The organism is Methylobacterium brachiatum, from assembly GCF_020523825.1.
Taxonomy (GTDB): Bacteria; Pseudomonadota; Alphaproteobacteria; order Rhizobiales; family Beijerinckiaceae; genus Methylobacterium; species Methylobacterium brachiatum.
Map to the genome: position 1 here is coordinate 641,088 of NZ_JAJALK010000001.1, position 26,492 is coordinate 667,579.

The following is a 26,492-nucleotide window of genomic DNA, read 5'->3' on the forward strand; positions in this document are numbered from 1 at the left end:
GGGCCTCTGTCGCTAAATCGTCAGTGCATGTTCGGATCGGATGGGGCGCGCTTACTGCGCGGTCCGCATCGCGAGGCGGATACCGTTGAGCTTGGTCTTCAGGGACGCGTCGATCATCCGCGAGCCCATCCGGACGACGAGGCCGCCGATCAGGCTCGGATCGACGACCAGGTCGAGATCGACATCGGCCTTGGCGATGTCGCGCAGCGACGCCTTGATCTCCTCGATCAACGCGTCGGACGGCCGTTCGGCCACCCGCACCTCGGCGCGCACGACACCCTTCGAGTCCTGAACCAGCGACCGGAAGGCCCTGATCATGCCCGGCAGGGCGAACAGGCGCCGATTCGAGGCCGCGAGGCGGATGAAGTTTCCGGCGAGACCACCGATCCCGGCACGGTCGAGGACGGCGCCGATGGCGGCGGTCTGCTCCACCGGGGTGAAAGCCGGGCTGCGGACGAGGCGGCGCAGGTCCGCGCTCTCCTTCAGCAGGGCATCGAATTGATTGAGGGCCTCGGCGACCGCGTCGACCTGGCGCTCGTCACGCGCGAGCTCGAAAAGGGCGGAAGCGTACCGGCCCGCCACGCCTGCGACCAGGGGACCAGCCTCGGAACCGTTCTGCGCCACCCGTCGCTCTCTTCTCTGTTGCCCGCCCGATCCGCGCGCTCCGGCCGGGAACGCGGTGCGGATCTCGTTCGGGACGTGGGATCGCGCCAGCAGCGGGAAGGGTCGAGAACCAGCCCTTGTGGCGCGGCGACCGCCTAGCATGCCAGCATGGCCGCACGCAACACGGACCGGCGCGGCTCTGCGCGATACGGCGGCGGAAGTGTGACGCAGCCGGCCTCAGCAGGCCAGCCGATCGCACCGCCGGGTGCTGGCGATCATCTTCGCCATGGCGTTGGCGCCGGGATGGCCGAGGATGCCGCTGTTGCCCAGGACGTAGGAGGGCGTGGCGTAGAGGCCGAGATCGGCCGCCATCCGCATCTGGCTCTTGAGGGCCTGCCGGACCTCCTCGCTGTCGGCGATCTCCTCGACCTCCGCCTGCGGGATGCCGAGCGCCGCCGCGGCCGTGAGGGCGCCGGGCCCGTCGATCCGTCCGGGTTTCCCCAGGAGCGTGCGGTAGAAGGTCCAGGCGGCGGCCGAGCCGAGCTTGCGCTGGACCGCCAGCATCACCTTGGCGGCCTGGGCGGATTGCGGCGACAGGATCGGATTGTTGACGAGGCCGACGCGCAGGTCCGGATCGGATTCGTGCAGGGCCACGACGTCGGCGGCGGCTTTGCGGCAGTACGGGCAGTTGAAGTCGAAGAACTCGTACAGGGTGGTCTGGGCCTCGCGCGGGCCGGCATAGGTGACGCCGCGCAGCGCCGGGATCTGGCCGGTGATCTCCCCCGGCAGAATCGAGTTCGCGACCGGCCTGCCGTCATCGCCCGTCACCGCAACGCGCTGGCCGTAGGATTGGGCGGCGGCCCGTCCGAGTCCGACGCCGACGGAGGCACCGGCGGCGGCAGCGATGAGGTTACGACGGGTCAGCACCATGAACATCGTCCGGGACGGGAGGGGTTTCGGGCCGAGGCGGGGCCGCAACGCGGATGCGCGCCGCCGTGATGGCGCAGGTCCGTGAACGCCGCCCTACCGGATGCCGGCCGGACGGTCGCCCACCGCCCAGGCCAGGGCCTGTTCCAGGCGGTCGTTGCCCCAGAACAGCTCGCCGTCATCGGCGAGAAAGGTCGGGGCGCCGTAGATGCCGCGCGAACGGGCTTCCTCGACGGCGACCCGAAGCCGGGTCTTGTTGGCCTCGCCGGCGGCGGCGCGCACGGTCTGGGTGCCGTCGAGCCCGAGCGAATCGAGGATCTCGACCACGGCGGCCGGCTCCGCGATCGAACGCCCCTCGGCGAAGCTCGCGGTGAAGACCGCCTTCGAGAACGGCACCAGCCAATCCTGATCGTGACCGTAGATCGCCGCCCGCACCGCGCTCAGGCTGTTCTGCGGGAATTGCGCCGGCCGGGTGAGCGGCGGCAGGCCGAGGCGGGCGGCCTCGCGCTCCACGTCGCGCCACATATTCTTGCCCTTGGCCGGGTAGAGATTGAACGGCGAGGTCGTCCAGCCCTGCGAGGCGAAGAGCGGGCCGACCAGGAACGGCCGCCAGCGCACGGCGACCCCTGCCGCCTCCGCGGCCGCCTCGATCCGCATCGCCGCCAGATAGGAATACGAGGAGGCGAATTCGTACCAGAACTCCAGGGTGGGCTGGCGCGCCATGGACTTCGCTTCTCCGATGCTTGTCGTGCTGCGGGGATCAGGCAATGCCCACGCCGCGCCGTGCCTCACACGGCCGCAAGGCCGTCATGAGGCGAAACGCTGTCGATCGTCCGGCAACAGGCTACGCGCGAGGCGGCACGCCGGTTGCAGGCCGATGACACCCGCGATAAGCCGCCGACACCCTGCACCAGTTCCGGAACCAGCATGTCCGATCCCGCGAAGAGCCCCGTGAAGAAGGTCGTGCTGGCCTATTCCGGCGGCCTCGACACATCGATCATCCTGAAGTGGCTGCAGACCACCTATGGCTGCGAGGTCGTCACCTTCACGGCCGATCTCGGCCAGGGCGAGGAGCTCGAGCCGGCCCGCCGCAAGGCGGAGCTGCTCGGCATCAAGCCCGAGAACATCTACATCGAGGACCTGCGCGAGGAATTCGTGCGGGACTACGTGTTCCCGATGTTCCGGGCCAACGCCGTCTACGAGGGCGTGTACCTGCTCGGCACCTCGATCGCGCGGCCGCTGATCGCCAAGAAGCAGATCGAGATCGCCGAGCGCGTCGGGGCCGACGCGGTCTGCCACGGCGCCACAGGCAAGGGCAACGACCAGGTCCGGTTCGAGCTCGGCTATTACGCCCTCAAGCCCGACGTCACGGTGATCGCCCCCTGGCGGGAATGGGACCTGCGCTCCCGGGAGCAGCTGATCGCCTTCGCCGAGCAGCACCAGATCCCGATCGCCAAGGACAAGCGCGGCGAGAGCCCGTTCTCGGTGGACGCCAACCTCCTGCACGCCTCCTCGGAGGGCAAGGTGCTCGAGGATCCGGCCGTCGAGGTGCCCGACTACGTGTTCTCGCGGACGATCTCGCCGGAGCAGGCGCCGGACACGCCGACCATCATCACCATCGGCTTCGAGAAGGGCGACGCAGTCTCGATCGACGGCGAAAAGCTCTCGCCCGCCAGCCTGCTGGCCAAGCTCAACCAGCTCGGCCACGACAACGGCATCGGCCGGCTCGACCTCGTCGAGAACCGCTTCGTCGGCATGAAGAGCCGCGGCATGTACGAGACCCCGGGCGGCACGATCCTGCTGCCCGCCCACAGGGCGATCGAGTCGATCACGCTGGACCGCGGCGCGGCCCACCTCAAGGACCAGCTGATGCCGCAATACGCGGAGCTGATCTATAACGGCTTCTGGTTCTCGCCCGAGCGCGAGATGATCCAGGCGCTGATCGACAAGAGCCAGGAGAAGGTCACCGGCACGGTGCGGCTGAAGCTCTACAAGGGCGGCGTCCACGTGATCGGCCGCGAGAGCCCGCACTCGCTCTACGACCAGGACCTCGTGACCTTCGAGGAAGGCGCCGTGGCGTACGATCACCGCGACGCCGCGGGCTTCATCAAGCTGAACGCGCTCCGGCTGCGCACCCTGGCGCAGCGCAAGAAGCGGGACGCCTGAGCGTCCCCGGGGGCCCGCGCTCAGGCGGGCTCCCACACCGAGGCGGCGTTCCGGCGGAAGGTGCCGGGCCCGAGATCGGCGTAGCGCAGGAAGATCTGGAAGGCCGGCTGCATCTCGCGGTGAAGCCGGACCAGGTTCTCCGGTTCGGTGCCGCCGCCGAGATGCCGGCCCATGTCGAGCGTGTAGGCCTCCGCTCCGCCGTAGGGCCGCTCCGGGTCGATCCGCGGCACGCCGTGATCGTCGTCCCACATGTGGTTGAGCCGCGGGATCAACGCGAGATGCTCCTCCGTCACCGCGAAGGTGATGTGCTCCGGGGTCTCGCCCGTGGCTAAATCCCGGAACACGTCGGTGATCGCCGCGCAATCCAGCTTCGCCAACGGGTTGTGGTACTGGTAGCGGCCGGGCTTCAGCCGGGCATTCTGCGAGAACACGGCGAGCCCATCCTCCAGCGCCCGGTGCTCCTCCTCGGCGCCGTCATCGTCCCCCGTCACGTTGGCGATGTCGCCGTCCCGGTCCCGGCTGCCGTAGGGCGCCTCCGGGTGGATCATCGGCGCGCCGGGCTCGGCGCCGTTCCAGGCGACCACCATCCGGCGGATCAGGGCGATGCGCTCGAGGGTGAGGTCGTAGACGGCGTCGGTCATTGTCATTCGGTCCCGGATATCGCGGCTCTGGCGCTCCTCTTACAGAGGCGATTCGGTGCCTGCTACCGCCCGAACGGCCTTGTGTCTCCACGCGATCGGTCCTACGTATATCCCAACTGGATATCCCATAGCCCGATTGAGATATCTTCAGGAGGTTGCGCATGGCCAGTTCTACGGTGTTCTCCAGCAATCGCAGCCAAGCGGTGCGGCTACCCAAGGCGGTCGCTTTCCCTGCCGACGTGCATCAGGTCGATGTCTTGAAGATTGGCCGCAGCCGTGTGATCGTTCCACAGGGGCAGAGATGGGACGATTTTTTTCTGAATGAGCCGTGCGCGAGCGAAGATTTTATGAATGAACGCGTGCAGCCGGCAGCGGAGACACGCGAGCTGTTCTGATGTTTACGTACATGCTTGATACAAACATCTGCATCTACGTCATAAAGAGGCATCCTGCCGCAATGCGTGAAAAATTCAATGCGCTCGCGGAGCAGCTTTGCATTTCGAGCATCACGTTCGGCGAATTGTATTATGGGGCGGAAAAATCGGTGCGCCGCGCCGAGAATCTGACGAATATCTCTCGCTTCGTAGCACGGCTGGAAGTGCTGCCCTTCACCGATAAGGCAGCGGTCCATTACGGGCAGGTCCGGGCCGAACTGGAGCGGGCCGGAACACCGTGCGGTATCCATGACATGCAGATCGGCGCTCACGCTCGCAGTGAGGGGCTGATCGTCGTCACCAACAACATGCGGGAGTTCAACCGTATGCCCGGGGTAAGGTCGGAAAATTGGCTGACCGCACCCACTGGACCGGCCGCCTGACACCGACATGCACCTCCTCGACCGATACCTGCCGACCTACCAGTTCAGCGAGACGCATGCCTGTCTGATCGCCGCCGAGCCTGCCGCGATCCTCGACAGCGTCGTCGCCTATCGCCCGGATTCGGATCGGTTCTTCCGGACGGTGATCGGCCTGCGCGAGATTCCGATGCGCCTCCTCGGCAGGCCGGACGGGCCGCGCGCCCCGTTCGGCTTCGACGATTTCACCCTGCTCGACCGGAGCGCGGACGAGATCGTCTACGGGCTGGTCGGACGATTCTGGCGTCCGGATTACGGGCTGGAGCCGGTGGCGGACGGCCCAGCGTTCCAGGCATTCGCGGCGGGAGACGTCGCCAGGCTCGCGTTGGCCTTTGCCACCCGGCGTCATCCGGACGGCCGAACCCTATTGGTCACCGAGACGCGGATCGACTGTCCCAGCCGCGCCGCACGCCTGAAATTCACGCTCTACTGGCTCGTGATCCGGCCCGTGAGCGGCCTCGTGCGCCGGCGCATGCTCGCATCGATCCGGCGCGCCAGCGAGCAGCCCCCGGGGGAGCGATCGGGACACGTCACCGCCTCAGGCAACCCGTGAGCCCCTCGATCTGACCCATCATCGCCTGGATCTGGGCGGCCCGGCGGCGGACCCCGGGGGAGGGGCGGCCGGCGCTGCGGGTGATCGGGTTCGGCAGGACGGCGGCCAGGAGGGCGGCCTCGCCCCGGGTCAGCCGGCTCGCATCCTTGCCGAACCAGTGCCGGCTCGCCGCCTGGGCGCCGTAGATGCCGTCGCCCCATTCGGCGATGTTGAGATAGATCTCCATCATCCGCCGCTTGCCCCAGAGGGCATCGAGCGCCAGCGCGAGCGGGATCTCGAAGGCCTTGCGGATGTAGGACCGGCCCGGCCACAGGAAGACGTTCTTCACGGTCTGCATCGCGATGGTCGAGGCGCCCCGGCTCGGTGAATCCTCGTCCTCCACGACCTCGCGGATCGCCCCGAAATCGACGCCGTAATCCAGGCAGAAGCGCTGATCCTCCGAGGCGATCACCGCCTGCGGCAGGACCGACGCGATCGCGGCCAGCGGCACCGGATCCCGGCTCACCGGCTGAAGCGTCAACCACCGTCCGAGCATCAGAGTCGACGGCGGCGTCACCGCGCTATAGACGAGCGCCAGCGTGAGCGTGAAGATGAAACCGAGGGCAGGGAGCAGCAGCAGCGCTCCCACGAGCCGGCGCACACGGCGGGAGCGCCTCGGGCGAGCGCGCGGCAGCTCGCGTGGCCCGTCTCTCGAGACGGCGCGCGACGCCGCGATCCGCCTGGGTCCGGTTCGGTCGTACTTGATTTCATCTCCGCGCAAAGCGACGCCCGATTGATTTCGCCAGGCCAAGACCGGACGCAGCGCCCGATGACCTCGACTCCCTCAACGCAGGCTCAGACCGGTTCGGTCAAGACGGCCACCCCCGCCGCCGAGTTTTCCCACAGGCTGGCGCAGGTCGCCGAGACGGTCGAGACCTTCCTGGTCGAACGGCTCGGCCCGGAAATCGGCCCCGGCGAGATCGCCCGGCCGCCGCGCCTGATGGACGCGATGCGCCACGCCGTGCTGGGCGGCGGCAAGCGCCTGCGCCCGTTCCTCGCCATCGAGACCGCCCGGATGCTGGGCGGCTCCGAGGCCGCGGCGCTGGCGGCCGGCGCCGGGGTCGAACTCGTGCATTGCTACAGCCTCGTCCACGACGACCTGCCGGCGATGGACGACGACGACATGCGCCGCGGCAAGCCGACGGTGCACAAGGCCTATGACGAGGCGACCGCGATCCTGGTCGGCGACGCCCTCCAGACGCTGGCTTTCGAGATCGTGGCCGACCCGACCTGGCAGCCGGATGCGCGGATCCGCGCCGACCTGGTGCTCGGGCTGGCCCGCGCCTCAGGCCTCGGCGGCATGGTCGGCGGCCAGCTCCTCGACCTCACCGCCGAGGGGCGGTTCGGTGCGGCCAATATGGATGTGGACGACACCCTGCGGATGCAGGCCATGAAGACCGGCGCGATCCTGGCCTTCTCGGTGGAAGCCGGCGCGATCGTCGGCGGCGCCGACGCGGGACAGCGCGCGGCGCTGCTGCGCTATGGGCTGGCGCTGGGCCAGGCGTTCCAGATCGCCGACGACATCCTGGACCGGGAAGCCTCGCCCGAGGCGATGGGCAAGGCGACCGGCAAGGACAAGGATGCCGGCAAGGCTACGCTGGTCGACCGCCTCGGCCTCGACGGCGCCCGCGCCGAATGCGACCGCCTCGTCGGCGTCTGCGAGGATGCCGTCGCACCCTGGGGCGAGGGCGCGCGCACCCTTCGCGATGCCGCCCGATTCACGGTTGCCCGCAAGACCTAAGGCCATGCATCGGTGAGGGCGGTTCGCCGTCACGCATGCTCACGGCACAGGGCGACGCCGGATCTCGACAATTGAGCGGGTCGGTTTGACCGGCCCGCAAGGACGGCGCCGCGATCGTCGGGCATGCCCTCCTCTCCGTCGCTTTCCCGTATCCTGGCCGCCGGCACGGGCCTCGGCGGGCTCGGCTACATGATGGCTCACCCGGACCCTTCCGTGGAGAGCATCCTGATTGGTCTGGCGTGCGTGATCCTGTGCGCCGGCCTGTCCGCGATGCCGGCTCCCAAGAAGCCGATCCGGCGCGAAGCGGCCCCGATTCAGCCGCCGCCCCGGCAGCCGGAGCCGCAGGCGATCCAGCTCCTGCCCGGGCCGCAACCCCATCGGCTGCTCATGGCCAAGGTCATGCAGCCCGGCTCCGAGCCCCCCGCGGCGCCGAGCCAACAGGAGCGCAGCGACGACCGGCAGCCTCAGCGGACGCCGTAGATCCGCGGCGAGGGACCGGCCTTCGCCGCCGGTCAGGCGCGGTTCTTCTTGTTGTAGACGTCGAGGCAGACCGCAGCCAGGAGCACGACGCCCTTGATGACCTGCTGGTAGTCGATACCGATCCCGAGGATCGACATGCCGTTGTTCATCACGCCGATGATGAACGCCCCGATGACGACGCCCGAGACCTTGCCGATGCCGCCGGCCGCGGAGGCGCCGCCGATGAAGCAGGCCGCGATGACATCGAGCTCGAAGCCGACGCCGGCCTTCGGGGTCGCGGTGTTCAGGCGCGCGGCGAAAATCATGCCGGCGAGCCCGGCCAGGGCGCCCATATTGGCGAAGGTCAGGAAGGTCAGCCGCTCGGTCTTGATCCCCGACAGGCGCGCGGCCTTGATGTTGCCGCCCAGCGCGTAGATGCGCCGCCCGATCGTCGTCCGCGTGGTGATGAAGCGGTACAGCATCACCAGCACGAACATGACGATCAGCACGTTCGGCAGGCCGCGATACGCGCTCATCTGGTACGCGAAGGCGAGGATCACGATGGTCGTGATGCCGTTGCGGAAGATGAACGACGCGACGCTGTCGGGCTGACTGCCATGCCGCACCTGAACCGTGCGGCGCTGCCAGTTGACCCCGAACAGGATGAGCGCGAGCAGCGCCCCGATCAGCAGGGAGGTCCAGGGGCCGGCGAAATTGGTCAGGAACCCCTTGGCGAGGAGCTGGAACACCTCCGGGAACGGCCCGATCGAGGCGCCCTGCAGCAGAGCCAGGGTCAGGCCCCGGAAGACCAGCATGCCGGCCAGGGTGACGATGAAGCTCGGAATGCCGAGATAGGCCACGAACGCGCCCTGCAGACCGCCGATGGCGGCCCCGACCGCGAGGCAGACCACCGTGGCCGAGAGGGGATCGAGGCCGACGCGGACCATCAGCAAGGCGGCGAGCGCGCCCACGAAGCCCACGATCGACCCGATCGACAGGTCGATATGCCCGGCCACGATGACCAGCAGCATGCCCAGCGCCATCACGACGACGTAGCTGTTCTGCAGGATCAGGTTGGTCAGGTTGAGCGGCTGAAACAGCACGCCGTTGGTGGTGTACTCGAAGAACAGCGTGATCAGCAGCAGGGCGATCAGCAGCCCGTAATCCCGGAACTGCGAGGTCCCGAGGAAGCCGCGTTTCGCGCCCGCATCGGCGGCGGGCTTGGCCTCGGGCAGGGACTCGGGAAGGGACTCGGTGCCGGGGATCATCGACTTGCCCGCAGAGATATCGCTCATCCGTTTCGTTCCTTCGAGCGCATGATTGCGCGCATGATCGCCTCCTGGCTCGCTTCCGAGCGCTGGAACTCGCCCAAGAAACGCCCCTCGTTCATCACGTAGATGCGGTCGCACATGCCGAGCAGCTCCGGCATCTCCGACGAGATCATCAGCACGGCCCGGCCGCCATCGGCCAACTCGTTGATGATCGAGTAGATTTCGTATTTGGCGCCGACATCGATGCCCCGTGTCGGCTCGTCCAGGATCAGCACCTTGGGGTGCGTGAACAGCCACTTGCTGAGCACGACCTTCTGCTGGTTGCCGCCCGAGAGGTTGACCGTCTGCTGCGCCACGCCGAAGGATCGGATGCGCATCTTGGTCCGGTAATCGGTGGCGACCTGGCGTTCCTTGTCCTCGTCGATCACCGCGGCCGTGGACACGCCCGGCAGATTCGCCAGCGTGGTGTTCTTGGTAATGGTCTCCTCGAGAACGAGGCCGAGCTGCTTCCGGTCCTCGGTCACGTAGGCGATGCCCGCCGCGATCGCCTTGCCGATGGTCGAGACATCGACATCCCGGCCCTCGATCCGGACGCGGCCCGAAATGCCCTGGCCGTAGGAGCGGCCGAACAGGCTCATCGCGAGTTCGGTGCGGCCGGAACCCATCAGGCCGGCGATGCCGACGATCTCGCCCTTGCGGACGGTGAGGTTGACGTTGCGCACCACCGGCCGGTCGGCGTGGACGGCGTGGTGCACCGTCCAGTCGCTCACCTCGAGCATCACGTCGCCGATCCGCGGCTCGCGGACCGGATAGCGGTTGGCCATCTCGCGGCCGACCATGCCCCGGATGATGCGATCCTCGTCGATCGACCCGTCGCGGCAATCGAGCGTCTCGACCGTGGTGCCGTCGCGCAGGACGGTGATCCGGTCAGCGACCTTCGCGATCTCGTTGAGCTTGTGCGAGATCAGGATCGACGCGATGCCCTGCTCGCGGAAGCGGATCAGCAGGCGCAGGAGCGCGTCGCTATCCTTTTCGCTGAGGCTCGCGGTCGGCTCGTCGAGGATGAGCAGCTTGACCTTCTTCGACAGCGCCTTCGCGATCTCGACGAGCTGCTGCTTGCCGACCCCGAGATGGGTCACCAGCGTATCGGGATTCTCGTCGAGGCCCACGGTCCTGAGGAGTTCGACCGCCCGGGCGAACATGCGGTCCCGGTCGATGATGCCGAACCGGGCCGGCTCGTTGCCGAGGAAGATGTTCTCGGCGATCGACAGGAACGGGACCAGCGCGAGTTCCTGGTGGATGATGACGATCCCGACGCGCTCGCTGTCGGAGATGTCCCGGAACTGGCAGAGCCGGCCCTCGTAGTGGATCTCGCCCTCGTAGGTGCCGTGGGGATAGACCCCGCTCAGCACCTTCATTAGCGTCGACTTCCCGGCGCCGTTCTCGCCGACCAGGGCGTGGATCTCGGCGGGCTGGACCGTTAGGTTGACGTCGGAGAGCGCCTTCACGCCGGGGAATGTCTTAGTAATCCCGCGCATTTCGAGGACGGGCTGCATGCGACCAATTCCGGCTCGTCGTTCATGAGGTCGGCAGCCGATGCCGGGGATGCCAGCATCGGCCAGGATCGGTCGGAGCCGGCGCCCGGCCCCGGAAGGCTTACTTGAGCTGGTCGAGCGTGTAGTAGCCCGTATCCACCAGGGCCGGCTTCCAGTTGGCCTTGGTGACGATCACGGGCTTCAGCAGGTAGGCCGGAACGACCTTCTTGCCGTTGTTGTAGGTCTTGGTGTCGTTGACCTCCGGCTGCTTGCCGGACACGATGGCGTCGATCATCGCGACCGTCACCTTGGCCAGCTCGCGCGTATCCTTGAAGATCGTCGAATATTGCTCGCCGGCGATGATCGACTTGATCGATTGCAGCTCGGCATCCTGGCCGCTGACGACCGGCATCTTCAGGCTGCCGGACCCGTAGCCGACGCCCTTGAGCGACGAGATGATGCCGATCGAGATGCCGTCGTAGGGCGACAGGACCGCGTCGAGCTTGGCGTTGCCGTAATAGGCCGAGAGCAGGTTATCCATGCGGGCCTGGGCCGTGGCCGGATCCCAGCGCAGGGTCGAGACCTTGTCCATGCCGGTCTGGCCGGACCGCACGACGAGCTTCTTCGCGTCGATGTAAGGCTGCAGCACCGACAGGGCGCCGTCGTAGAAGAAGTAGGCGTTGTTGTCGTCCGGCGAGCCGCCGAACAGCTCGATGTTGAACGGCCCCTTGCCGTCCTTCAGACCGAGCCCGTCGACGATCGAGCTGGCCTGCTGCACGCCGACCTGGAAATTGTCGAACGTGGCGTAGTAATCGACGTTGGGGGTGCCCTTGATCAGGCGGTCATAGGCGATGACCTTGACGCCGCTATCCTTGGCCTTCGACAGAACGTCGCTCAGCGTGGTCCCGTCGATCGAGGCGATCACCAGGACCTTGGCGCCCTTGGTGAGCATGTTCTCGATCTGGGCGAGCTGGTTCGGGATGTCGTCGTCGGCGTATTGCAGGTCCGGCTTGTAGCCCTTGGCCGCCAGCAGCTTCACGATGTTGTTGCCGTCGTCGATCCAGCGCTGGGACGACTTGGTCGGCATGGCGACGCCGATCAGGTCGCCGCCGGCGGCGAGCGCCCCGGGAACGGCGAAGCCCACCAGCATCGAAGCGGCGAGTGCGAGCTTGAGAAAGGTCTGCCTGGTGATCATCAAGTCCCCCCGGTCGTAGCGTAGTCTTGTGCGCCTCTTCGGCGCACTTCGCATTGTGCGAATGTTTTTTTGATTTGCAGAAGTCATCGCGTGGCCGGATCGATACGTCCGGTCCGGAACGATCACCTTGCGCCGGCGCGTGGATCCCGGCTCATCCGGGGCGACCGAAAGTCGTCGGCCTCGCAGCACCCCGTTCACGCGCTCTGCAGACGCTCGGCGACGGGACGCGCGATGGCGATGCACAGGCGCGAGGGCCCTCGACCTGTGCGCGACCGAGTTCGGACCCCGGCCGTTTTGTTCAGAGATTTGTATGAGTTATAAAACCGGGCGTCAATCGGCGCCGCGCGGCGCGCACGGAAAAACCGTGGCTGTTCGTAAGCGCAAATCCGCCGGCTCGGCGCGACGCGGTCTCCGGGCGGCGCAGGCCTGAGCGGCGGGCGCGGCGATCGCCTGGGCGCGCCGCTCCGGGAAGCTCAGCCGCGGCCGACGAACGGCATCTTGGTCGCCATGACGGTAATGAACTGGACGTTGGCGGACAGGGGCAGGTTGGCCATCATCAGCACCGCGTCGCCGACATGGTCCGGGTCCATCACCGCCTCGGCCCGGATGGAGCCGTCGGCCTGGGCGACGCCCTCCTTCATCTTGCCGCCCATCGGGGTGTCGGCATTGCCGATATCGATCTGGCCGCAGGCGATGTCGTAGGCGCGCCCGTCGAGCGAGGTCGCCTTGGTCAGCCCGGTCACCGCGTGTTTCGTGGCCGTATAGGCGATCGAGTTCGGCCGCGGGGCATGCGCCGAGATCGAGCCGTTGTTGATGATCCGCCCGCCCCGGGGATCCTGGTCGCGCATGATCCGGAAGGCGTGCTGGGTGCACAGGAACAGGGCGGTGAGGTTGGTGTCCACCACCTGCCGCCACGTCTCCAGCGGCAGGTCTTCCAGGGGGACAGGCGGCGCGCCGATCCCGGCATTGTTAAACAGCAGGTCCAGGCGGCCGAACCGCGCCTTGGTCTGCGCGAACAGGTTGGCGATCGAATCCGGGTCGGTCACGTCCGTGGCGACTACGAGCGCGCGCCCGTCCTCGATCTGCGCCGCGACCGCGTCGAGGGGGGCCTGCCGCCGCCCCGACAGCACCACACTCCATCCGGCCCGGGCGAGGGCCAGGGCCGAAGCCTTGCCGACCCCCGTCCCCGCTCCGGTCACGATCGCGATCCGATCAGCCCCCGACATCGCTGCCTCCCTGTTTATGGCGTTGTCCTGCCTGTACCGGACGGCCGTGGCGGCGCGAAGGGCGATCCGTTTCAGATCGGCCCGAACCGTCGCGGACCGCACCACCGCCAACACGCTATAGTGGTACGGGGGAAGCGGGCCGGGAGCGGGGCGATGCGGGCGTATGGGATGGCGGACGTGACCGGGGCGGGGCGGGGGTGAGCCAACCCGAGATCCCGTTCCTCGCCGGTCTCGACCCTGGAGCGGTCGAGGCGGTGCGGGCTCGCATAGTCGCGCTGACGGTGCCCGGGGGCCGGACGCTGTTCGAGCAGGGCGAGACCGGGGATGCGCTCTACACCCTGGTCTCCGGCGCGGTCGGCGTTTCGACCCGCGACCATCACGGGGTCCAGACCCGGATCGCCCGGCTCCGCCCGCCCGCGATCTTCGGCGAGATGGCGCTGTTATCCGACGCGCCGCGGGCGGCGACCGTGACGGCTTTGCGCGAATCCCAATTCCTGTGCCTCACCCGCGCGGCCTTCGAGACCGTGATCGCGGAGCATCCGCACACGCTCCTGTACTTCGCGCGAATGCTCGCCGAGCGCCTGCGCACGCTCTACGAGGGGCATTCGGTCCACCACGCGCCGCGGACCTTCCTGGTGATGGCCGTGACCGACGGCCCCGATCCCGAACCGTTCGCGCAGGCCTTCGCCACCGCCCTGGACGCCATCCTGCCGGGAAAGACCGGTTGCCTGAGCCATTGGCCGGAGGGTGCCGACGAGGATGGAGTCCAGGCCTTCGAGGCCCGTCATGCGCGGACGGTGTTCGTGGCCCGGGACATCGATTGCCCCTGGTGCCGCCTCAGCCAGCGCCTCGGCGACCACGTTCTGCTCCTGGCCGAGCCCGGCGCGCCGCCGCGCCCGGACGTGACCGCCTATCTGGAGCGGGTGCGCTCCGACTGGATCCGGATGGATCTGGTCGTGCGCCAGGATCCTCGGGCGCCGCACCCGAAGGCCCTGCATCCGGCCGTCGCGGCCATGCCCGCGGCGATGCGGATCCAGCTCCGTCCCGGGCGGGCGGACGATATCGGACGGCTGGCGCGGCTCGCCAGCGGCCTCGGGCGGGGCCTGGTGCTGGGCGGAGGCGGCGCGCGGGCGCTCGCCCATCTCGGCGTTCTGCGCGCCCTGGACGAGGCCGGTTGCGCGCCGGATTTCGTCGGCGGCACCAGCATGGGCGCGGTGATCGCCGCCAGCCTCGCCATGGGCTGGAGCCTCACCGAGATCCGGGAGCAGACCGAGGCCGCCTTCGCGGGCCGCAACCCGATCAACGATTACACGCTGCCGATCCACGCCCTGACCCGCGGCGCCAAGGTCGATGCGAGCCTCGCCGAGCGCTATGGCGGCGCGCGCATCGAGGATCTGTGGCTGCCGTTCTTCTGCGTGTCGTCGAACCTGACGACCGGCCGCGCCATGATCCACCGCGCCGGCGACCTCCCCAAGGCGCTGCGCGCCAGCATCGCGATCCCGGGGCTGCTGCCGCCGGTCCTGTGCGACGAGGGCGTCCTGGTCGATGGCGGCATGATGAACAACGTGCCGGCGGACGTGGCGGCCGATCTGGAGCGCGGTCCGGTCCTGGCCGTCGATGTCGGCAGCGACCGGGCGTTCCAGGACATGCCGACACGGGGCTGGCGCGGCCGGCTCCTGCGCAGGCTGATCGGATCGCCGGCGGCGATGCCGGGCCTGGCGCCGCTGCTGCTGCGCGCCGCCACCGTGTCGAGCGACGCGCAGACGATGGTGGCCGCAGCCCATGCCACGGCCCTGCTCAGGCCACCGCTCGCCGGCATCGACCTGCGGGCTTGGTCGAGCTTCCGGGAATCCGCCGAGCTCGGCTACCGGGACACGCAAGCGAATATCGCGGCCGGCCATCTGGCGCCGTGGCTCGACCCGATGCGCTGACGGATCGAGGCGCCGCCCCCGGCGGTCGGGCGTGTGCCAGCGCACGGCGGCGATCCGCACGCGGTAACCGAACGGCCGGGGCAACGATCTTCCCTGTGAGACGACACGTTGAGCCCGAAGATCATGATTCCTCATTCAGCCAGACCGCGCGCGACGACCGAGACGACCGGGGCGCGAAGCCTACGCGACGCCGCGGGGTCGCCCTATGTCCCGGCGACCGGTGCCCTGCTGCACGGCGCGGCCTTCGTCCTGCTCTGTCTCTGGACGCGGACCTCCCCCGACCGGCTCAGGGACCAGCTCGATCCCGGGGCGGATTCCTGCTCCGCGCTCGGCTTCTGACCGGACGGATGCGTGGCGGTCCCGCGGGGTGAGCCCGTGGGCATGAGGGAGCAAGGTACGGGATGACGGATGTGGCGGGCGTCGCGTTTCGTCGGGTCGGCCTGCCGGGGCTGAGCCTGCACGTCGCAGAGGCCGGCTCCGAGGCGGGTCCGCCCACCATCCTGCTGCATGGCTTCCCGGAATTCTGGTACGGCTGGCGGCACCAGATCGGGCCGCTCGCGGAGGCAGGCCTGCGGCTCGTCGTGCCCGACCAGCGCGGCTACGGCCTCAGCGACAAGCCGGACGGGGTGCCCGCCTATCACCTCGACAAGCTGGCCGGCGACGTGATCGCCCTGGCCGACGCGTACGGTTTCGCGACGATCCGTCTGGTCGGCCACGATTGGGGCGGGCTCGTCGCGTGGTGGACAGCCAGCCACTATCCCGACCGGATCGCGCGGCTCGCGATCCTCAACGCGCCGCATCCGGGCGTTGTCGGGGCTTACATCCGCAGCCATCCGGGGCAGTGGCTGCGCAGCGCCTATGTCGGGCTGTTCCAGCTGCCAATCCTGCCGGAGCGGCTGCTCACGGCCGACCGATGCCGGGCTCTGCGGCACGCGCTGACCGGCACGAGCCGGCCGGGCGCCTTCGCGCCGTCCGACCTCGACCGCTACGTCGAAGCCTGGCTGCAGCCCGGCGCGATGACCGGGATGCTGAACTGGTATCGGGCGCTTGCCCGATTGCCGCGGGCGACGCCGCCCCGGGTCCGGGTGCCGACCCTGATCCTCTGGGGCAAGCAGGACACCGCCCTCCAACCCGGCCTCGCGGAGGCGAGCCTGGACCTCTGCGAGGCCGGGCGGATCGAATGGTTCGATCAGGCGACCCACTGGCTCCCCCATGAGGAGCCGGCTGTGGTGAACGCCGCGCTGCGGCACTTCCTGACCTGAGCGCCGGTTCGAGCGCAGAGGCGCGAACCCGTTCCCTCATTCTTCCGCGACCGGGAAACCGCATCCGCGCCGAGCGATCCGCAAGCGCTTGCAGTGCTCGGGTTCGATCGCGGCCACTGGATAATCTTCCCAGAAGTTGCATCACCACAGTCAAAATGATGCGCAAGGTTAGTTTCGTCGGCTCGCTACGGCCGGCATCACCGATTAATCCGGCGTTTTGTCAGATTGCGCAGGAGCATTTTTGCCTAGCCCACCGGAACATCTCGGTGCGCGAGCCATTATGATGGCACCTCTCAGACTAGACCGGAGCATTTCAAAGATGTCATTTCGTTCACTGCTGACCGCGGGCCTGTTTTTCGGCGGCCTCGTCGCCGGGACAGCGGCGGTCCAGGCCGCGCCGGCGATGCCGCAGCCGGGCCTGGCCGGCGCCGGCATGGTCGATACCGTGGCGATGCATCACCATCGCCACCATCGGATGCACCGGCACCATTCCACGCGCCATGAGCGTCGGATGCGCCGCATGAACACGATGCGTCACGGCAACCCGAACGCGAAGAACCCGGCCCTGCGCGGCTACCAGCAGAACCTCGGCAACACCACCGGCGGCCCGCGCTACTGAGCCGGATCAACCGGTCTTCGAACGACAGCCCGGCGCCCATGGCGCCGGGTTTTTTGTTGCGCGGGAGGCTTCATCCACCGGTGGTGACGGCTTCTCCCCAGGCGCGTCGCTCCGCACGGCCTGATTCGGCGGGCCCACTCTGCTAAGAGGCGCCATGGCCCGAACCGCCGTCCGCTCCGCCCCCGAAACGCCCCCCGCCGCCGCCCTGGATCCGGCCGGCGCCACGCCCATGATGGCGCAGTATATCGAGATCAAGGCGGCCAATCCCGATTGCCTCCTGTTCTACCGGATGGGAGATTTCTACGAGCTGTTCTTCGGCGATGCGGAGATCGCGACGCGGGCGCTCGGCATCGTGCTGACCAAGCGTGGCCGCCACGGCGGCGCCGAGATCCCGATGTGCGGCGTCCCGGTGGACCGGGCCGACGATTACCTCAGCCGCCTGATCGCCATGGGCAACCGGGTGGCCGTCTGCGAGCAGACCGAGGATCCCGCCGAGGCCAAAAGGCGCGGCCCGAAATCGGTGGTGCGGCGGGAGGTGGTGCGCCTCGTCACGCCGGGCACCATCACCGAGGACCGCCTGCTCGACCCCGCCAGCGCCAACCTCCTGCTGGCGATCGGGCGGCGCAAGACCGGGGAGGGCGCGACTGCCTATGGTCTCGCCGCCATCGACATCTCCACCGGCCGCTTCTCGCTGAGCGAGGTGCCCGCCGGGGATCTCGCCGGCGCGATCGCCCGGCACGATCCCCGCGAGATCGTCCTGTCCGAGGCGATCCACGCCGATCCGGCGCTGGCGCGGATCTGGCAGGAGAGCCGGGCCGCCATCGTCCCCCTGGCGCAGGCGGAGCTGGAGCCCGCCGCGGCCGAGCGGCGGGTGCGGGAGCAATACGGCGTCTCGACACTCGACGGCTTCGGCAGCTTCACCCGGGCCGAGATTCAGGCGGCCGGGACCGGCCTACTCTACATCGCCCGCACGCAGCTCGCCGCCCGGGCGCCGCTCTCGGTGCCGACCCGCGAGGCGGCGGGCTCGACCCTCGCGATCGACGCCGCGACCCGCGCCAACCTGGAGCTGACCCGCACGCTCGCAGGCGAGCGTACCGGAAGCCTGCTCGACACGATCGACCGGACGGTGACCGCCAACGGCGCCCGGCTGCTGGCCGAGCGCCTGGCCGGGCCGCTGACCGACCTGACGCGGATCGCGCAACGGCACGAGACCGTGGCGTATCTCGTCGAGAACCACACCCTGTGCCGGGCGATCCGCGACACGCTGGCTCGGGCGCCCGATCTGGCGCGGGCGCTCTCCCGGGTGGGCCTGGGGCGCAGCGGCCCCCGGGATCTGGCGGCGATCCGCGACGGGCTGACGGCCGCCGCCGGGCTCGGGGCGGTGCTGAACGAGGCCGGCGGGGCGACCGTCGAGCTCGCCGCGATCGCCGAGGCGCTCGGCGCGGCCGATCCCGCTCTGGCGGCGGAGCTGCAGGCGGCGCTGGCCGACGAGCTGCCCCTGTCCCGGCGGGATGGCGGCTTTATCCGGGCGGGCTATTCGGACGAGATCGACGAGGCGCGGCTGCTCGGCCAGGATTCGCGCAAGGTCGTGGCGGCGCTCCAGGCCCGCTACGCCGAGGAGACCGGCTGCCGAACCCTGCGGATCAAGCACAACAACCTGCTGGGGTTTTTCATCGAGGTACCGCAATCGGTGGGCGAGGCCTGCCTCAAGGGCTTGCAGCGCGAATTCGTGCATCGGCAGACCATGGTGGACGCGATGCGGTTCACCAGCGTCGAGTTGGGCGACCTGGAGCGACGGATCAGCGGCGCATCGGAGCGTGCGCTCGCCCTGGAATCGGACCTCTTCGACGCATTGGCCCGCCGGATCGTCGAACAATCTTCGCAGGCGGCACAGGTCGCCGAAGCGATGGCGGCCCTCGACGTCGCCGCCAGCAACGCCGAACTCGCGGTCGAGCTGGATTGGCGCCGCCCGGAGGTCGACGATTCGCTGGCCTTCGCGATCACCGGCGGTCGTCACCCCGTGGTCGAGGCGGCCCTGCGCCGGGCCGGCGAGCCGTTCATCGCCAACGATTGCGACCTGTCGGGCGAGACGCGGGGCCGGATCCGGCTGATCACCGGCCCGAACATGGGCGGCAAGTCGACCTTCCTGCGCCAGAACGCGCTGATCGCCGTTCTGGCGCAGATGGGCGCCTTCGTGCCGGCCCAATCGGCGCGGATCGGCCGGGTGGACCGGCTGTTCTCGCGGGTGGGGGCGGCCGACGACCTGGCGCGGGGGCAATCGACCTTCATGGTCGAGATGGTGGAGACCGCGGCGATCCTGAACCAGGCGACGCGCCACTCCCTGGTGATCCTCGACGAGATCGGCCGCGGCACCGCGACCTTCGACGGGCTGTCGATCGCCTGGGCCTGCCTGGAGCATCTCCACGAGGCCAATGCCTGCCGGGCGCTGTTCGCCACCCATTTCCACGAGCTGACGGCCCTGGGCGACCGGCTGGCCCGGCTCGACAACGCCACCCTGAAGGTGGCCGAGCACCGGGACGGCGTGGTGTTCCTGCACGAGGTCGTGCCGGGCATCGCCGAGCGCAGCTACGGCCTGCAGGTGGCCCGCCTCGCCGGCCTGCCCGCCAGCGTCGTGGCGCGGGCGGGCGCGATCCTCAAGAGCCTGGAGAAGGCCGAGCGCGGCCGCCCGGCCCGGGCCAAGATCGACGACCTGCCGCTGTTTGCGGCGCTCGCCCCGCCGCCACCGCCGGAGCCCCCGGCGGAGGATCCGCTGGGCGCGCTCCTCGACGCGATCGACCCCGATGCGCTGACCCCGCGGGAGGCGCTGGATGCGCTCTATCGGCTGAAGCGCGAGCGGGCGGCGAAGGGGTAGTGGGGAGCCTCCCACCAACCTCCCTCATCCTGAGGGGCCTGGCGACGGAACCGTCTTAAGAAGCAAATCTCACAGCGCCGGCGCGAAGGAGAACCCGTCCGGGGCGCTGTGGGTCGGCACGCGGCCGGCGCGTCGGTCGGCGACCCAGTCGAGGATGCTGGCGACCACGCGCTCGGAATAGGGTTTTGCGATCACCCCGATGGCGCCGGCGAAGTCGTCTGGGATGCGCTTGGCGTTGGCGGTCATGAACACCACGGTGATCCGCGGGTCGGATGCGAGCGCCCGGGCGACCTCGACGCCGGTCGGGCCGTCCACCAGGTGGATGTCCACGAAGGCGACGTCCGGCTCGGCCGAGCGGCCGAGCGCGATGGCCTCCGCCGAGCTTCCCGCGATGCCGACCGTGACATGGCCGAGATCGTCGAGCAGGCACTCGAGTTCGAGCGCGATCAGCACCTCATCCTCGACCACGAGGATACGGAGCGCAGCATCCGCGCCGGCGTTCCCATCCCGCATGCGATCTCCTGTTTGGCGTCTGGACCGCTGAGCTTTTCACGAGCTTGAAGCGTTCGGGCCGGATTCTCAAGTCGGCGAGAGCAGCGGGATATCGATCGCGACATAGGTGCCGGGCCCGGCATCCGCCCACGCGATCGTGCCGCGGAGCTGCCGGACCACCATCTCCACGAGATTGCGCCCGAATCCGGCCGGGTTCGGCGGCGCGGCCGCCAGGCCCACGCCATCGTCCCGGATCGTCAGCTGCATGCCCGATTGCGTCCGGCGGGCGGTGATCGAGACGCGCCCCTCGCGGGCGTTCGGGAAGGCGTGGCGCAGGGCGTTGGCGGTCAGCTCGTGGATCAGCAGGGCGAGCGGCGCCGCCATGGCGGCCGCCACCGCGATCGGCTCGACCTCGGCCTCGACCCGCTGCTTCTCGTGATCGAGCCCGGCATTCACGTCGGACAGGAACTCGGATGCGAAGTCGCCGAGGTTGAAATGGGTGCAGTCGCCCTCCGAATAGAGCATCCGGTGGGCGGTGGAGAGCGCGCCGATCCGCTCGGCCATGCCCTGCAGCGCGTCTCGGGCCTCACCCTCCGGGGTGCGGCGGGCCTTGAGCAGCATCAAGGAGGAGATCACCTGAAGATTGTTCTTCACCCGGTGATCGACCTCGTGGAGCAGGGCGGTCTTCTGCTCCAGGGCGGCGCTCAGGTCGTGGGTCCGGGCCGCGACCAGACGCTCCAGCTCGTCGTTGGTGACCCGCATGGTCACCTCACGCTCGCGGGTATGGGTCATGTCGGCCTGGGCCGCGTAGAAATAGGCGAGGCCGGCCTCGTCATGGACCGGCGTGACCGTCATCGCGCTCCAGTAGGGCGTGCCGTCCTTGCGGTAGTTCAGAAGCTCGGCGGTCACCGGCTCGCCGGCCTCGATGGCGGCGTGGATCCGGGCGACCTCGGCCGGGTCGGTCCCGGGCCCCTGCAGCATGCGGCAGTTGCGCCCCAGCAATTCGTCGGTGGCGAAGCCGGTCAGGCCCAGGAACGCGTCGTTGACCCAGGTGATCGGGTTGTCAGGCGCCCGTGCGTCGGTGATGACCATCGGCGACAGGCTGCGCGCGAACGCATCGACCAGCATCGCGTGCGGCGGGCTGGGCTCGGTTGAGGTACTCAACACATCATTCCACACTTGGTCGACACGACTCGTCCGCGCTCTGTGACGGCGTGGCGGAGCCGGGCGTGCTCCGCGCGTGCGGGACGTGGACACCACGTTAAGCAGTCATCGACCATGATTAAGGCGCACGGCCTCCCGATCCAGCCCCGGCCCGAACGGCCCAAGGCTGCCACGTTTTCGCGAGATCAAGGCCAGTAAGGCTCAGGAGTTCCATGCCATGGCCAACCCGCCACAGGCTGCCCACCGCTTTCATCTGCGCGATATCGTCCAGGACCGGCGAATCCTGCTGATGCTGGCCCTCGGATTCTCATCCGGATTGCCGCTCCTGCTGGTGCTGGGGACCTTCACGCTGCGGCTTGCCTTCTCGGATATCGACGTGCGGGCGATCGGCTTGTTCAGCTACGTGGCGCTGCCGTACTCGCTGAAATTCCTTTGGGCGCCGGCGATCGACCGGCTGAACGTGCCGGTCCTGACCGCACGGCTCGGCCGGCGCCGGGCCTGGATGGTCACGACCCAGGCCGCGGTCGCCCTGTGCCTGATCCTGATGGCCTTCTCGGACCCGAAGACCAACCTGGCGCTCCTCGGCCTCGGCGCCTTCCTGGTGGCCTTCTGCGCGGCCAGCCAGGACGTGGTGGTGGACGGCTGGCGCATCGACGCCGCCGGCAGCGACTTCCAGGGCATCCTGGCGGCGACCTCGAACCTCGGCTACCGGCTCGGGCTGATCGCGGCCGGGGCGGGCGCCCTGTTCATCGCCTCCGCCGGGGGCTGGACGATCGCCTACCTGACCATGGCGGCCCTGATGCTCGTCGGCATGATCGCCGCGCTGCTGGCGCCGGCCTTCGACGCGCCGCCGCGGGTGCAGGCGGACTCCACCGGCCATTCCCGGTTCTGGTCGATGCGCCGGGCCGTGCTCGAGCCGCTGACCGAGCTGCACGGCCGGTTCGGCGGCGCGCTCTGGGGCATCCTGCTGCTGGTGGCGCTCTACCGGCTGCCGGACTTCCTCTCCGGGGTGATGGCGAGCCCGCTCTACCGGGCGCTCGGTTTCGACCTGAAGGAGATCGCCACCGTCACCAAGCTCTACGGCATCTGGGTCGGCATCGCGGGCGGCTTCGCGGGCGGTTGGGCGCTGGCCCGGCTGGGCCTGTTCCCGACCCTGCTGCTCGGCGCCTTCCTGGCCGCGTCCTCGCACCTCGCCTTCGCCTGGCTCTCGGCCGGCGCGCCGGAGATCTGGCGCTTGACGGTGGCGATCTCGATCGAGAACTTTTGCGGATCCTTCGCGGGCATCGTCCTCATCGCCTACATGTCCAGCCTCACCAGCACGGCCTATGCGGCGACGCAGTACGCGTTGTTCTCCTCGCTCTACGCGCTGCCGGGCAAGCTGATCGCCGGCTCCTCTGGCTTCGTGGTCGCGGCGATCGGCTATCCGGCCTTCTTCGTCATGACTTCGCTGGTGGGCATCCCGGTGCTGATCCTCTGCCTGGCGGTCGGGCGGCGCGGGCAGCGGGAGGACGAGGCCGCGGCACGGGCGGCCGAGGCGGCGGGGAACCGCATCCCGGGGCCCGAGCTTCCTTCCACGGCGCGGGCCTCCGGCACCGCGTGATGCGACCAGATCCAGGAATTCACGGATGAGCACGAGCGACCTCACTCGCGCCGACGCGACGCTGCCGGCCCCGATCCCCGAAACCGCCCTGAGCGACGCGGATCTGGCCGCCCTGCGCCGGGCCGTGCAGGTGCTGGAACGGCCGAGCCTGGCCGCCCGCCTGTCCTCGGCGGCCGGGGCCCCCCTCGACATCATCGGCCGCTCGCTGCCGGCCCCGGTGACCGAGGCGGTCGGCCGCTCCACCGAAGCGGCGATGCGCGGCGCCCTGCGGGTCGCGCTGGCGACCCTGCCGCGCAAGGACGTCGTTCCGGCCGACGGCACCGAGATCGAGGCGGTCGCCGCCAAGGCGGAAAGCCGGCTGACCCGTCTGCTCGGATCGGGCGACACCAAGCACAAGGCGTTCGCGGCGCTCTCGGGCGCGCTGGGCGGGGCGTTCGGCCTGGCGACCCTGGCGGTCGAGCTTCCGGTCTCGACCACGCTGATGCTGCGCTCGATCGCCGAGATCGCCCGCGAGGAGGGCGAGAACATCGAGACGCCGGAAGGCGCGCTGGCCTGCGTCCAGGTCTTCGCCCTGGGCGGCCGGACCAGTACCCAGACCGAGGCGGGCTCGGCACTCACCGAGAGCGGCTACTTCGCCGTGCGCGCGGCCCTGGCCAAGACGCTCGCGGAGGCGGCCCGCTACGCCGGCAGCAAGACCCTGCTCGACCAGTCGGCGCCGGCGCTCATCCGGTTCACCGCGCAGATCGCGGCCCGGTTCGGCCTGGTGGTCTCGCAGAAGGTCGCCGCGCAAGCCGTGCCGGTGCTGGGCGCCTTCGGGGGCGCGGCGGTGAACACCGCCTTCATGAGCCATTTCCAATCCACCGCCCGCGCGCATTTCACGGTCCGACGGCTGGAGCGCACCTACGGGGCGGCCGCCGTCCGGGCGGCCTACGAGGTCGAGAAGGCGGCGCTCGGGGTGGCCTGAGCGGTTTCTTCCCGCTTCGCCGTCATTGTGAGCGCACCTTGATCCGTCCTCCCAGTGCCTCCAGAAACGATCCGGGCGGCGCGAAGCGACGGAGGCGATTCTGATCAGCAACGCGGAGATGGTGGCCCGGCTCGCCCTGGCCGCGCTCGCCGGGAGCGTGATCGGGCTGGAGCGCGAGCGGCTCCTCTGGGCGGCGGGCCTGCGGACGCACATGCTCGTCTGCGTCGGCTCCTGCCTCATCATGATCGTCTCGGCTTTCGGGTTCAGCGACGTGCTCGGCACCCAGCACGTCGTGCTCGATCCCTCCCGCATCGCCGCGCAGGTCGTGTCGGGCATCGGTTTCCTCGGGGCGGGCACGATCCTGCTGCGCGGCGAGGTCGTGAAGGGCCTGACCACCGCGGCGAGCCTGTGGGGCGTGGCGGCGATCGGCCTGGCGGTGGGCAGCGGGCTCTACGTGCCGGCGCTCGCAACCACGGCCCTGGTGGTCGGGATCCTGGCCGGGATCAAGCCGTTCGAGGAGCGCTGGCGCGAGCGGATGCGGTCGCAGACGCTCCGCATGACCGTGCGCCGGGGCACGATGTCGATCGACACGCTCCACGCGGTCACGGGCGAGCGCGCCTCGCGGGTGCGCCAGTTCACCACCCGCCCGGCCTCCGACCCGAATCTCGACGAGATCACCGTCACCTTCGTCCGGCTGTCCCGCACCAGCTTCGAGGCGATCGCCGCCAAGCTGCGCGAGACCCCGGACGTGGTCTCGGTCGATACCGTCAACAGCTGACGGTCAGGCAGCCGCCTCGCCGTCCAGGAACAGGCGATAGGCCGGGTTCTCGGTCTCGTCGGTGGCCGGGTAGCCCAGCGCCTCGATCGCCGCGTCGAACCGGGCGCGCTCGGCCGGCGGCACCGCGATCCCGGCGAGCACCCGGCCGTAATCCGCACCGTGGTTGCGGTAGTGGAACAGGGTGATGTCGAAGCCCGGACCGAGCGCGTCCAGGAACTTCATCAGCGCGCCGGGCCGCTCCGGGAACTGGAAGCGGAACAGCCGCTCATGCGCGACGCCCACGGCCCGGCCGCCGACCATGTAGCGGACATGGACCTTGGCCATCTCGTTGTCGCTCATGTCGAGCACCCGGTAGCCGGCCTCGCGCAGGTCGGCGATCAGGGCCTGCTTCTCGCGCTTGCCGCCCGCGATGTTGATGCCCACGAAGATCTGCGCCTCGGCGCCCGGCGCGTGGCGGTAGTTGAACTCGGTGATCGCCCGCGGCCCGAGCGCCCGGATGAACGCCCGGTAGGCGCCGGGCTGCTCCGGGATGGAGACGCCGAGGAGAACCTCGCGCTGCTCGCCGATCTCCGCCCGCTCCGCGATGTGGCGCAATCGGTCGAAGTTGAGATTCGCCCCCGAGGAGATCGCGATCAGGGTGCCGTCGCCGCCCTCGCGCTCGGCATAGAGCTTGGCCCCGGCGAGGCTCAGCGCCCCGGACGGCTCGGAGACGGCGCGCGTGTCGTCGAAGATATCCTTGACCGCCGCGCACATGGCGTCGGTATCCACCGTGATCACCTCGTCGAGATGCTCGCGGCACAGCCGGAACGTCTCCTCGCCGGCCTGGCGCACGGCGACGCCGTCGGCGAACAGCCCGACCGAGGGCAGGCTGACCCGCGTGTCGGCGGCCAGCGCCGCGGCCATGCAGGCGGCATCCTCCGGCTCGACGCCGATCACCTTGGTGCCGGGCCGCAGGTACTTCACGAAGGTCGCGATCCCGGCGGCCAGCCCGCCGCCGCCCACCGGCACGAAGATCGCCTCGATCGGGCCGGTATGCTGCTCCAGGATCTCCTTGCCGATGGTCCCCTGGCCGGCGATCACCTCGGGATCGTCGAACGGGTGCAGGAAGGTCAGGCCCTGCTCGGCCTCCAGCAGCCTGGCCTGGGCCAGCGCCTCGTCGAAGGCGTCGCCGTGCAGCACCACCTCGGCGCCGCGGGCCCGGCAGGCATCGACCTTGATCGACGGGGTGGTGCGCGGCATCACGATCACCGCTCGGGCCCCGAGCTTGGCCGCGGCCAGCGCCACGCCCTGCGCGTGGTTGCCCGCCGAGGCGCAGACCACGCCGCGCGCGATCTGGTCCGGGCTCAGCCCCGACATCTTGTTGTAGGCGCCCCGCAGCTTGAACGAGAAGACCGGCTGCAGATCCTCCCGCTTCAGCAGCACGGGCCGGCCGAGCCGCTGCGTCATCCGGGGCATCGGATCGAGCGGGCTCTCGATCGCCACGTCGTAGACGCGGGCGGTCAGGATCTTTCGGATGTAGTCGGTCATGGTTTCGGGACTTCGGCGCGCGGCGCGGATGGGCGGAGATAGACCCTCGCGCGGCGAGATGCGAGCGGGGGCCG

26 protein-coding genes are annotated in these 26,492 nt (G+C 69.4%); 14 read left to right on the forward strand and 12 right to left on the reverse strand.

Features of this window, described 5'->3' with window-relative positions:
- Window positions 1-51: 51 nt before the first annotated feature.
- The 3 genes from LGR69_RS03090 to LGR69_RS03100 all read right to left on the reverse strand — a co-directional run bounded on the left by LGR69_RS03090 (window position 52) and on the right by LGR69_RS03100 (window position 2,253).
- The gene (locus LGR69_RS03090) at window positions 52-624 is read right to left on the reverse strand and encodes a F0F1 ATP synthase subunit delta (protein ID WP_007566554.1); all 573 of its coding nucleotides are present in this window, start codon (window positions 622-624) and stop codon (window positions 52-54) included.
- A gap of 216 nt (window positions 625-840) precedes the next feature.
- On the reverse strand, window positions 841-1,533 hold the full coding sequence (locus LGR69_RS03095) for a DsbA family protein (protein WP_122162784.1): 693 nt from the start codon (window positions 1,531-1,533) through the stop codon (window positions 841-843).
- Between the two features lie 93 nt (window positions 1,534-1,626).
- On the reverse strand, window positions 1,627-2,253 hold the full coding sequence (locus tag LGR69_RS03100) for a 2-hydroxychromene-2-carboxylate isomerase (RefSeq protein WP_007566558.1): 627 nt from the start codon (window positions 2,251-2,253) through the stop codon (window positions 1,627-1,629).
- Window positions 2,254-2,457: 204 nt separating this feature from the next.
- Here LGR69_RS03100 and LGR69_RS03105 point away from each other — a divergent pair, with 204 nt between their 5' ends.
- Window positions 2,458-3,696, forward strand: coding sequence for an argininosuccinate synthase (locus tag LGR69_RS03105; protein WP_007566559.1), 1,239 nt, complete (start codon window positions 2,458-2,460; stop codon window positions 3,694-3,696).
- A gap of 20 nt (window positions 3,697-3,716) precedes the next feature.
- On the opposite strand, the gene LGR69_RS03110 is transcribed toward LGR69_RS03105, so the two are convergent.
- Entirely contained in the window at window positions 3,717-4,337 is a 621-nt protein-coding gene (locus LGR69_RS03110; protein WP_007566560.1) for a hypothetical protein, read from the reverse strand.
- Between the two features lie 161 nt (window positions 4,338-4,498).
- Here LGR69_RS03110 and vapB point away from each other — a divergent pair, with 161 nt between their 5' ends.
- From vapB to LGR69_RS03125, 3 genes are read left to right on the forward strand one after another with little or no spacing between them, the layout of a single operon-like run.
- Entirely contained in the window at window positions 4,499-4,732 is a 234-nt protein-coding gene (gene vapB, locus LGR69_RS03115; protein ID WP_147854048.1) for a type II toxin-antitoxin system VapB family antitoxin, read from the forward strand.
- Window positions 4,732-5,154, forward strand: a complete 423-nt coding sequence (vapC, locus tag LGR69_RS03120; RefSeq protein WP_230365131.1) for a type II toxin-antitoxin system tRNA(fMet)-specific endonuclease VapC — start codon at window positions 4,732-4,734, stop codon at window positions 5,152-5,154. Before vapB ends, vapC begins: the two co-directional genes overlap by 1 nt.
- A 7-nt stretch (window positions 5,155-5,161) precedes the next feature.
- Window positions 5,162-5,743: a hypothetical protein gene (locus LGR69_RS03125; RefSeq protein ID WP_230365132.1), complete on the forward strand. Its 582-nt coding sequence runs from the start codon at window positions 5,162-5,164 to the stop codon at window positions 5,741-5,743.
- Here the strand turns inward: LGR69_RS03125 and mtgA are convergent.
- Entirely contained in the window at window positions 5,721-6,383 is a 663-nt protein-coding gene (mtgA, locus tag LGR69_RS03130) for a monofunctional biosynthetic peptidoglycan transglycosylase (protein ID WP_230365133.1), read from the reverse strand. The genes LGR69_RS03125 and mtgA overlap by 23 nt on opposite strands.
- Before the next feature lie 168 nt (window positions 6,384-6,551).
- On the opposite strand from mtgA, the gene LGR69_RS03135 reads away from it, so the two are divergent.
- Together LGR69_RS03135 and LGR69_RS03140 are read left to right on the forward strand one after the other, a co-directional pair.
- Entirely contained in the window at window positions 6,552-7,523 is a 972-nt protein-coding gene (locus LGR69_RS03135; protein ID WP_230365134.1) for a polyprenyl synthetase family protein, read from the forward strand.
- Window positions 7,524-7,646: 123 nt separating this feature from the next.
- A complete protein-coding gene (locus LGR69_RS03140; RefSeq protein WP_230365135.1) occupies window positions 7,647-8,003 on the forward strand; it encodes a hypothetical protein in 357 nt (118 codons plus the stop codon).
- Window positions 8,004-8,035: 32 nt separating this feature from the next.
- Here LGR69_RS03140 and mmsB read toward each other — a convergent pair whose 3' ends face one another.
- The 4 genes from mmsB to LGR69_RS03160 form a co-directional block, all read right to left on the reverse strand.
- The gene (mmsB, locus tag LGR69_RS03145; protein WP_230365136.1) at window positions 8,036-9,277 is read right to left on the reverse strand and encodes a multiple monosaccharide ABC transporter permease; all 1,242 of its coding nucleotides are present in this window, start codon (window positions 9,275-9,277) and stop codon (window positions 8,036-8,038) included.
- Window positions 9,274-10,809 carry a multiple monosaccharide ABC transporter ATP-binding protein gene (gene mmsA, locus LGR69_RS03150; RefSeq protein ID WP_230365137.1) on the reverse strand — a complete coding sequence of 512 codons (1,536 nt, stop codon included), beginning with the start codon at window positions 10,807-10,809 and terminating at the stop codon, window positions 9,274-9,276. Before mmsA ends, mmsB begins: the two co-directional genes overlap by 4 nt.
- Window positions 10,810-10,909: 100 nt before the next feature.
- Window positions 10,910-11,938: a multiple monosaccharide ABC transporter substrate-binding protein gene (chvE, locus tag LGR69_RS03155; RefSeq protein WP_230365221.1), complete on the reverse strand. Its 1,029-nt coding sequence runs from the start codon at window positions 11,936-11,938 to the stop codon at window positions 10,910-10,912.
- 518 nt (window positions 11,939-12,456) lie between these two features.
- Window positions 12,457-13,209: an SDR family oxidoreductase gene (locus LGR69_RS03160; protein WP_230365138.1), complete on the reverse strand. Its 753-nt coding sequence runs from the start codon at window positions 13,207-13,209 to the stop codon at window positions 12,457-12,459.
- A 197-nt stretch (window positions 13,210-13,406) separates the two neighbouring features.
- Between LGR69_RS03160 and LGR69_RS03165 the strand changes: the two genes are divergently transcribed.
- The 5 genes from LGR69_RS03165 (at window position 13,407) to mutS (ending at window position 19,893) form a co-directional block, all read left to right on the forward strand.
- Window positions 13,407-15,140, forward strand: a complete 1,734-nt coding sequence (locus LGR69_RS03165) for a patatin-like phospholipase family protein (RefSeq protein ID WP_230365139.1) — start codon at window positions 13,407-13,409, stop codon at window positions 15,138-15,140.
- A 123-nt stretch (window positions 15,141-15,263) separates the two neighbouring features.
- Window positions 15,264-15,479, forward strand: a complete 216-nt coding sequence (locus LGR69_RS03170; protein WP_007566572.1) for a hypothetical protein — start codon at window positions 15,264-15,266, stop codon at window positions 15,477-15,479.
- 62 nt (window positions 15,480-15,541) lie between these two features.
- Window positions 15,542-16,402: an alpha/beta fold hydrolase gene (locus LGR69_RS03175; RefSeq protein WP_230365140.1), complete on the forward strand. Its 861-nt coding sequence runs from the start codon at window positions 15,542-15,544 to the stop codon at window positions 16,400-16,402.
- A 319-nt stretch (window positions 16,403-16,721) separates the two neighbouring features.
- A complete protein-coding gene (locus tag LGR69_RS03180; protein WP_122160551.1) occupies window positions 16,722-17,021 on the forward strand; it encodes a hypothetical protein in 300 nt (99 codons plus the stop codon).
- A gap of 154 nt (window positions 17,022-17,175) precedes the next feature.
- Complete coding sequence (mutS, locus tag LGR69_RS03185) at window positions 17,176-19,893, forward strand: DNA mismatch repair protein MutS (protein WP_230365141.1); 2,718 nt, start codon at window positions 17,176-17,178, stop codon at window positions 19,891-19,893.
- 69 nt (window positions 19,894-19,962) lie between these two features.
- Here the strand turns inward: mutS and LGR69_RS03190 are convergent, their stop codons facing one another.
- Together LGR69_RS03190 and LGR69_RS03195 are read right to left on the reverse strand one after the other, a co-directional pair.
- Window positions 19,963-20,406, reverse strand: a complete 444-nt coding sequence (locus LGR69_RS03190; RefSeq protein WP_007566579.1) for a response regulator — start codon at window positions 20,404-20,406, stop codon at window positions 19,963-19,965.
- Between the two features lie 66 nt (window positions 20,407-20,472).
- Window positions 20,473-21,513 (reverse strand): histidine kinase dimerization/phosphoacceptor domain -containing protein, encoded by a 1,041-nt coding sequence (locus LGR69_RS03195; RefSeq protein ID WP_230365222.1) that lies wholly within the window; start codon window positions 21,511-21,513, stop codon window positions 20,473-20,475.
- A gap of 253 nt (window positions 21,514-21,766) precedes the next feature.
- Here LGR69_RS03195 and LGR69_RS03200 point away from each other — a divergent pair, with 253 nt between their 5' ends.
- The 3 genes from LGR69_RS03200 (at window position 21,767) to LGR69_RS03210 (ending at window position 24,891) form a co-directional block, all read left to right on the forward strand.
- Window positions 21,767-23,149 (forward strand): AmpG family muropeptide MFS transporter, encoded by a 1,383-nt coding sequence (locus LGR69_RS03200; RefSeq protein WP_230365142.1) that lies wholly within the window; start codon window positions 21,767-21,769, stop codon window positions 23,147-23,149.
- Window positions 23,150-23,174: 25 nt separating this feature from the next.
- A complete protein-coding gene (locus tag LGR69_RS03205) occupies window positions 23,175-24,113 on the forward strand; it encodes an EcsC family protein (protein ID WP_230365143.1) in 939 nt (312 codons plus the stop codon).
- A 118-nt stretch (window positions 24,114-24,231) separates the two neighbouring features.
- The gene (locus tag LGR69_RS03210) at window positions 24,232-24,891 is read left to right on the forward strand and encodes an MgtC/SapB family protein (RefSeq protein ID WP_007566585.1); all 660 of its coding nucleotides are present in this window, start codon (window positions 24,232-24,234) and stop codon (window positions 24,889-24,891) included.
- A gap of 3 nt (window positions 24,892-24,894) precedes the next feature.
- Here LGR69_RS03210 and ilvA read toward each other — a convergent pair whose 3' ends face one another.
- A complete protein-coding gene (ilvA, locus tag LGR69_RS03215; RefSeq protein WP_370881350.1) occupies window positions 24,895-26,478 on the reverse strand; it encodes a threonine ammonia-lyase, biosynthetic in 1,584 nt (527 codons plus the stop codon).
- Window positions 26,479-26,492: the final 14 nt, after the last annotated feature.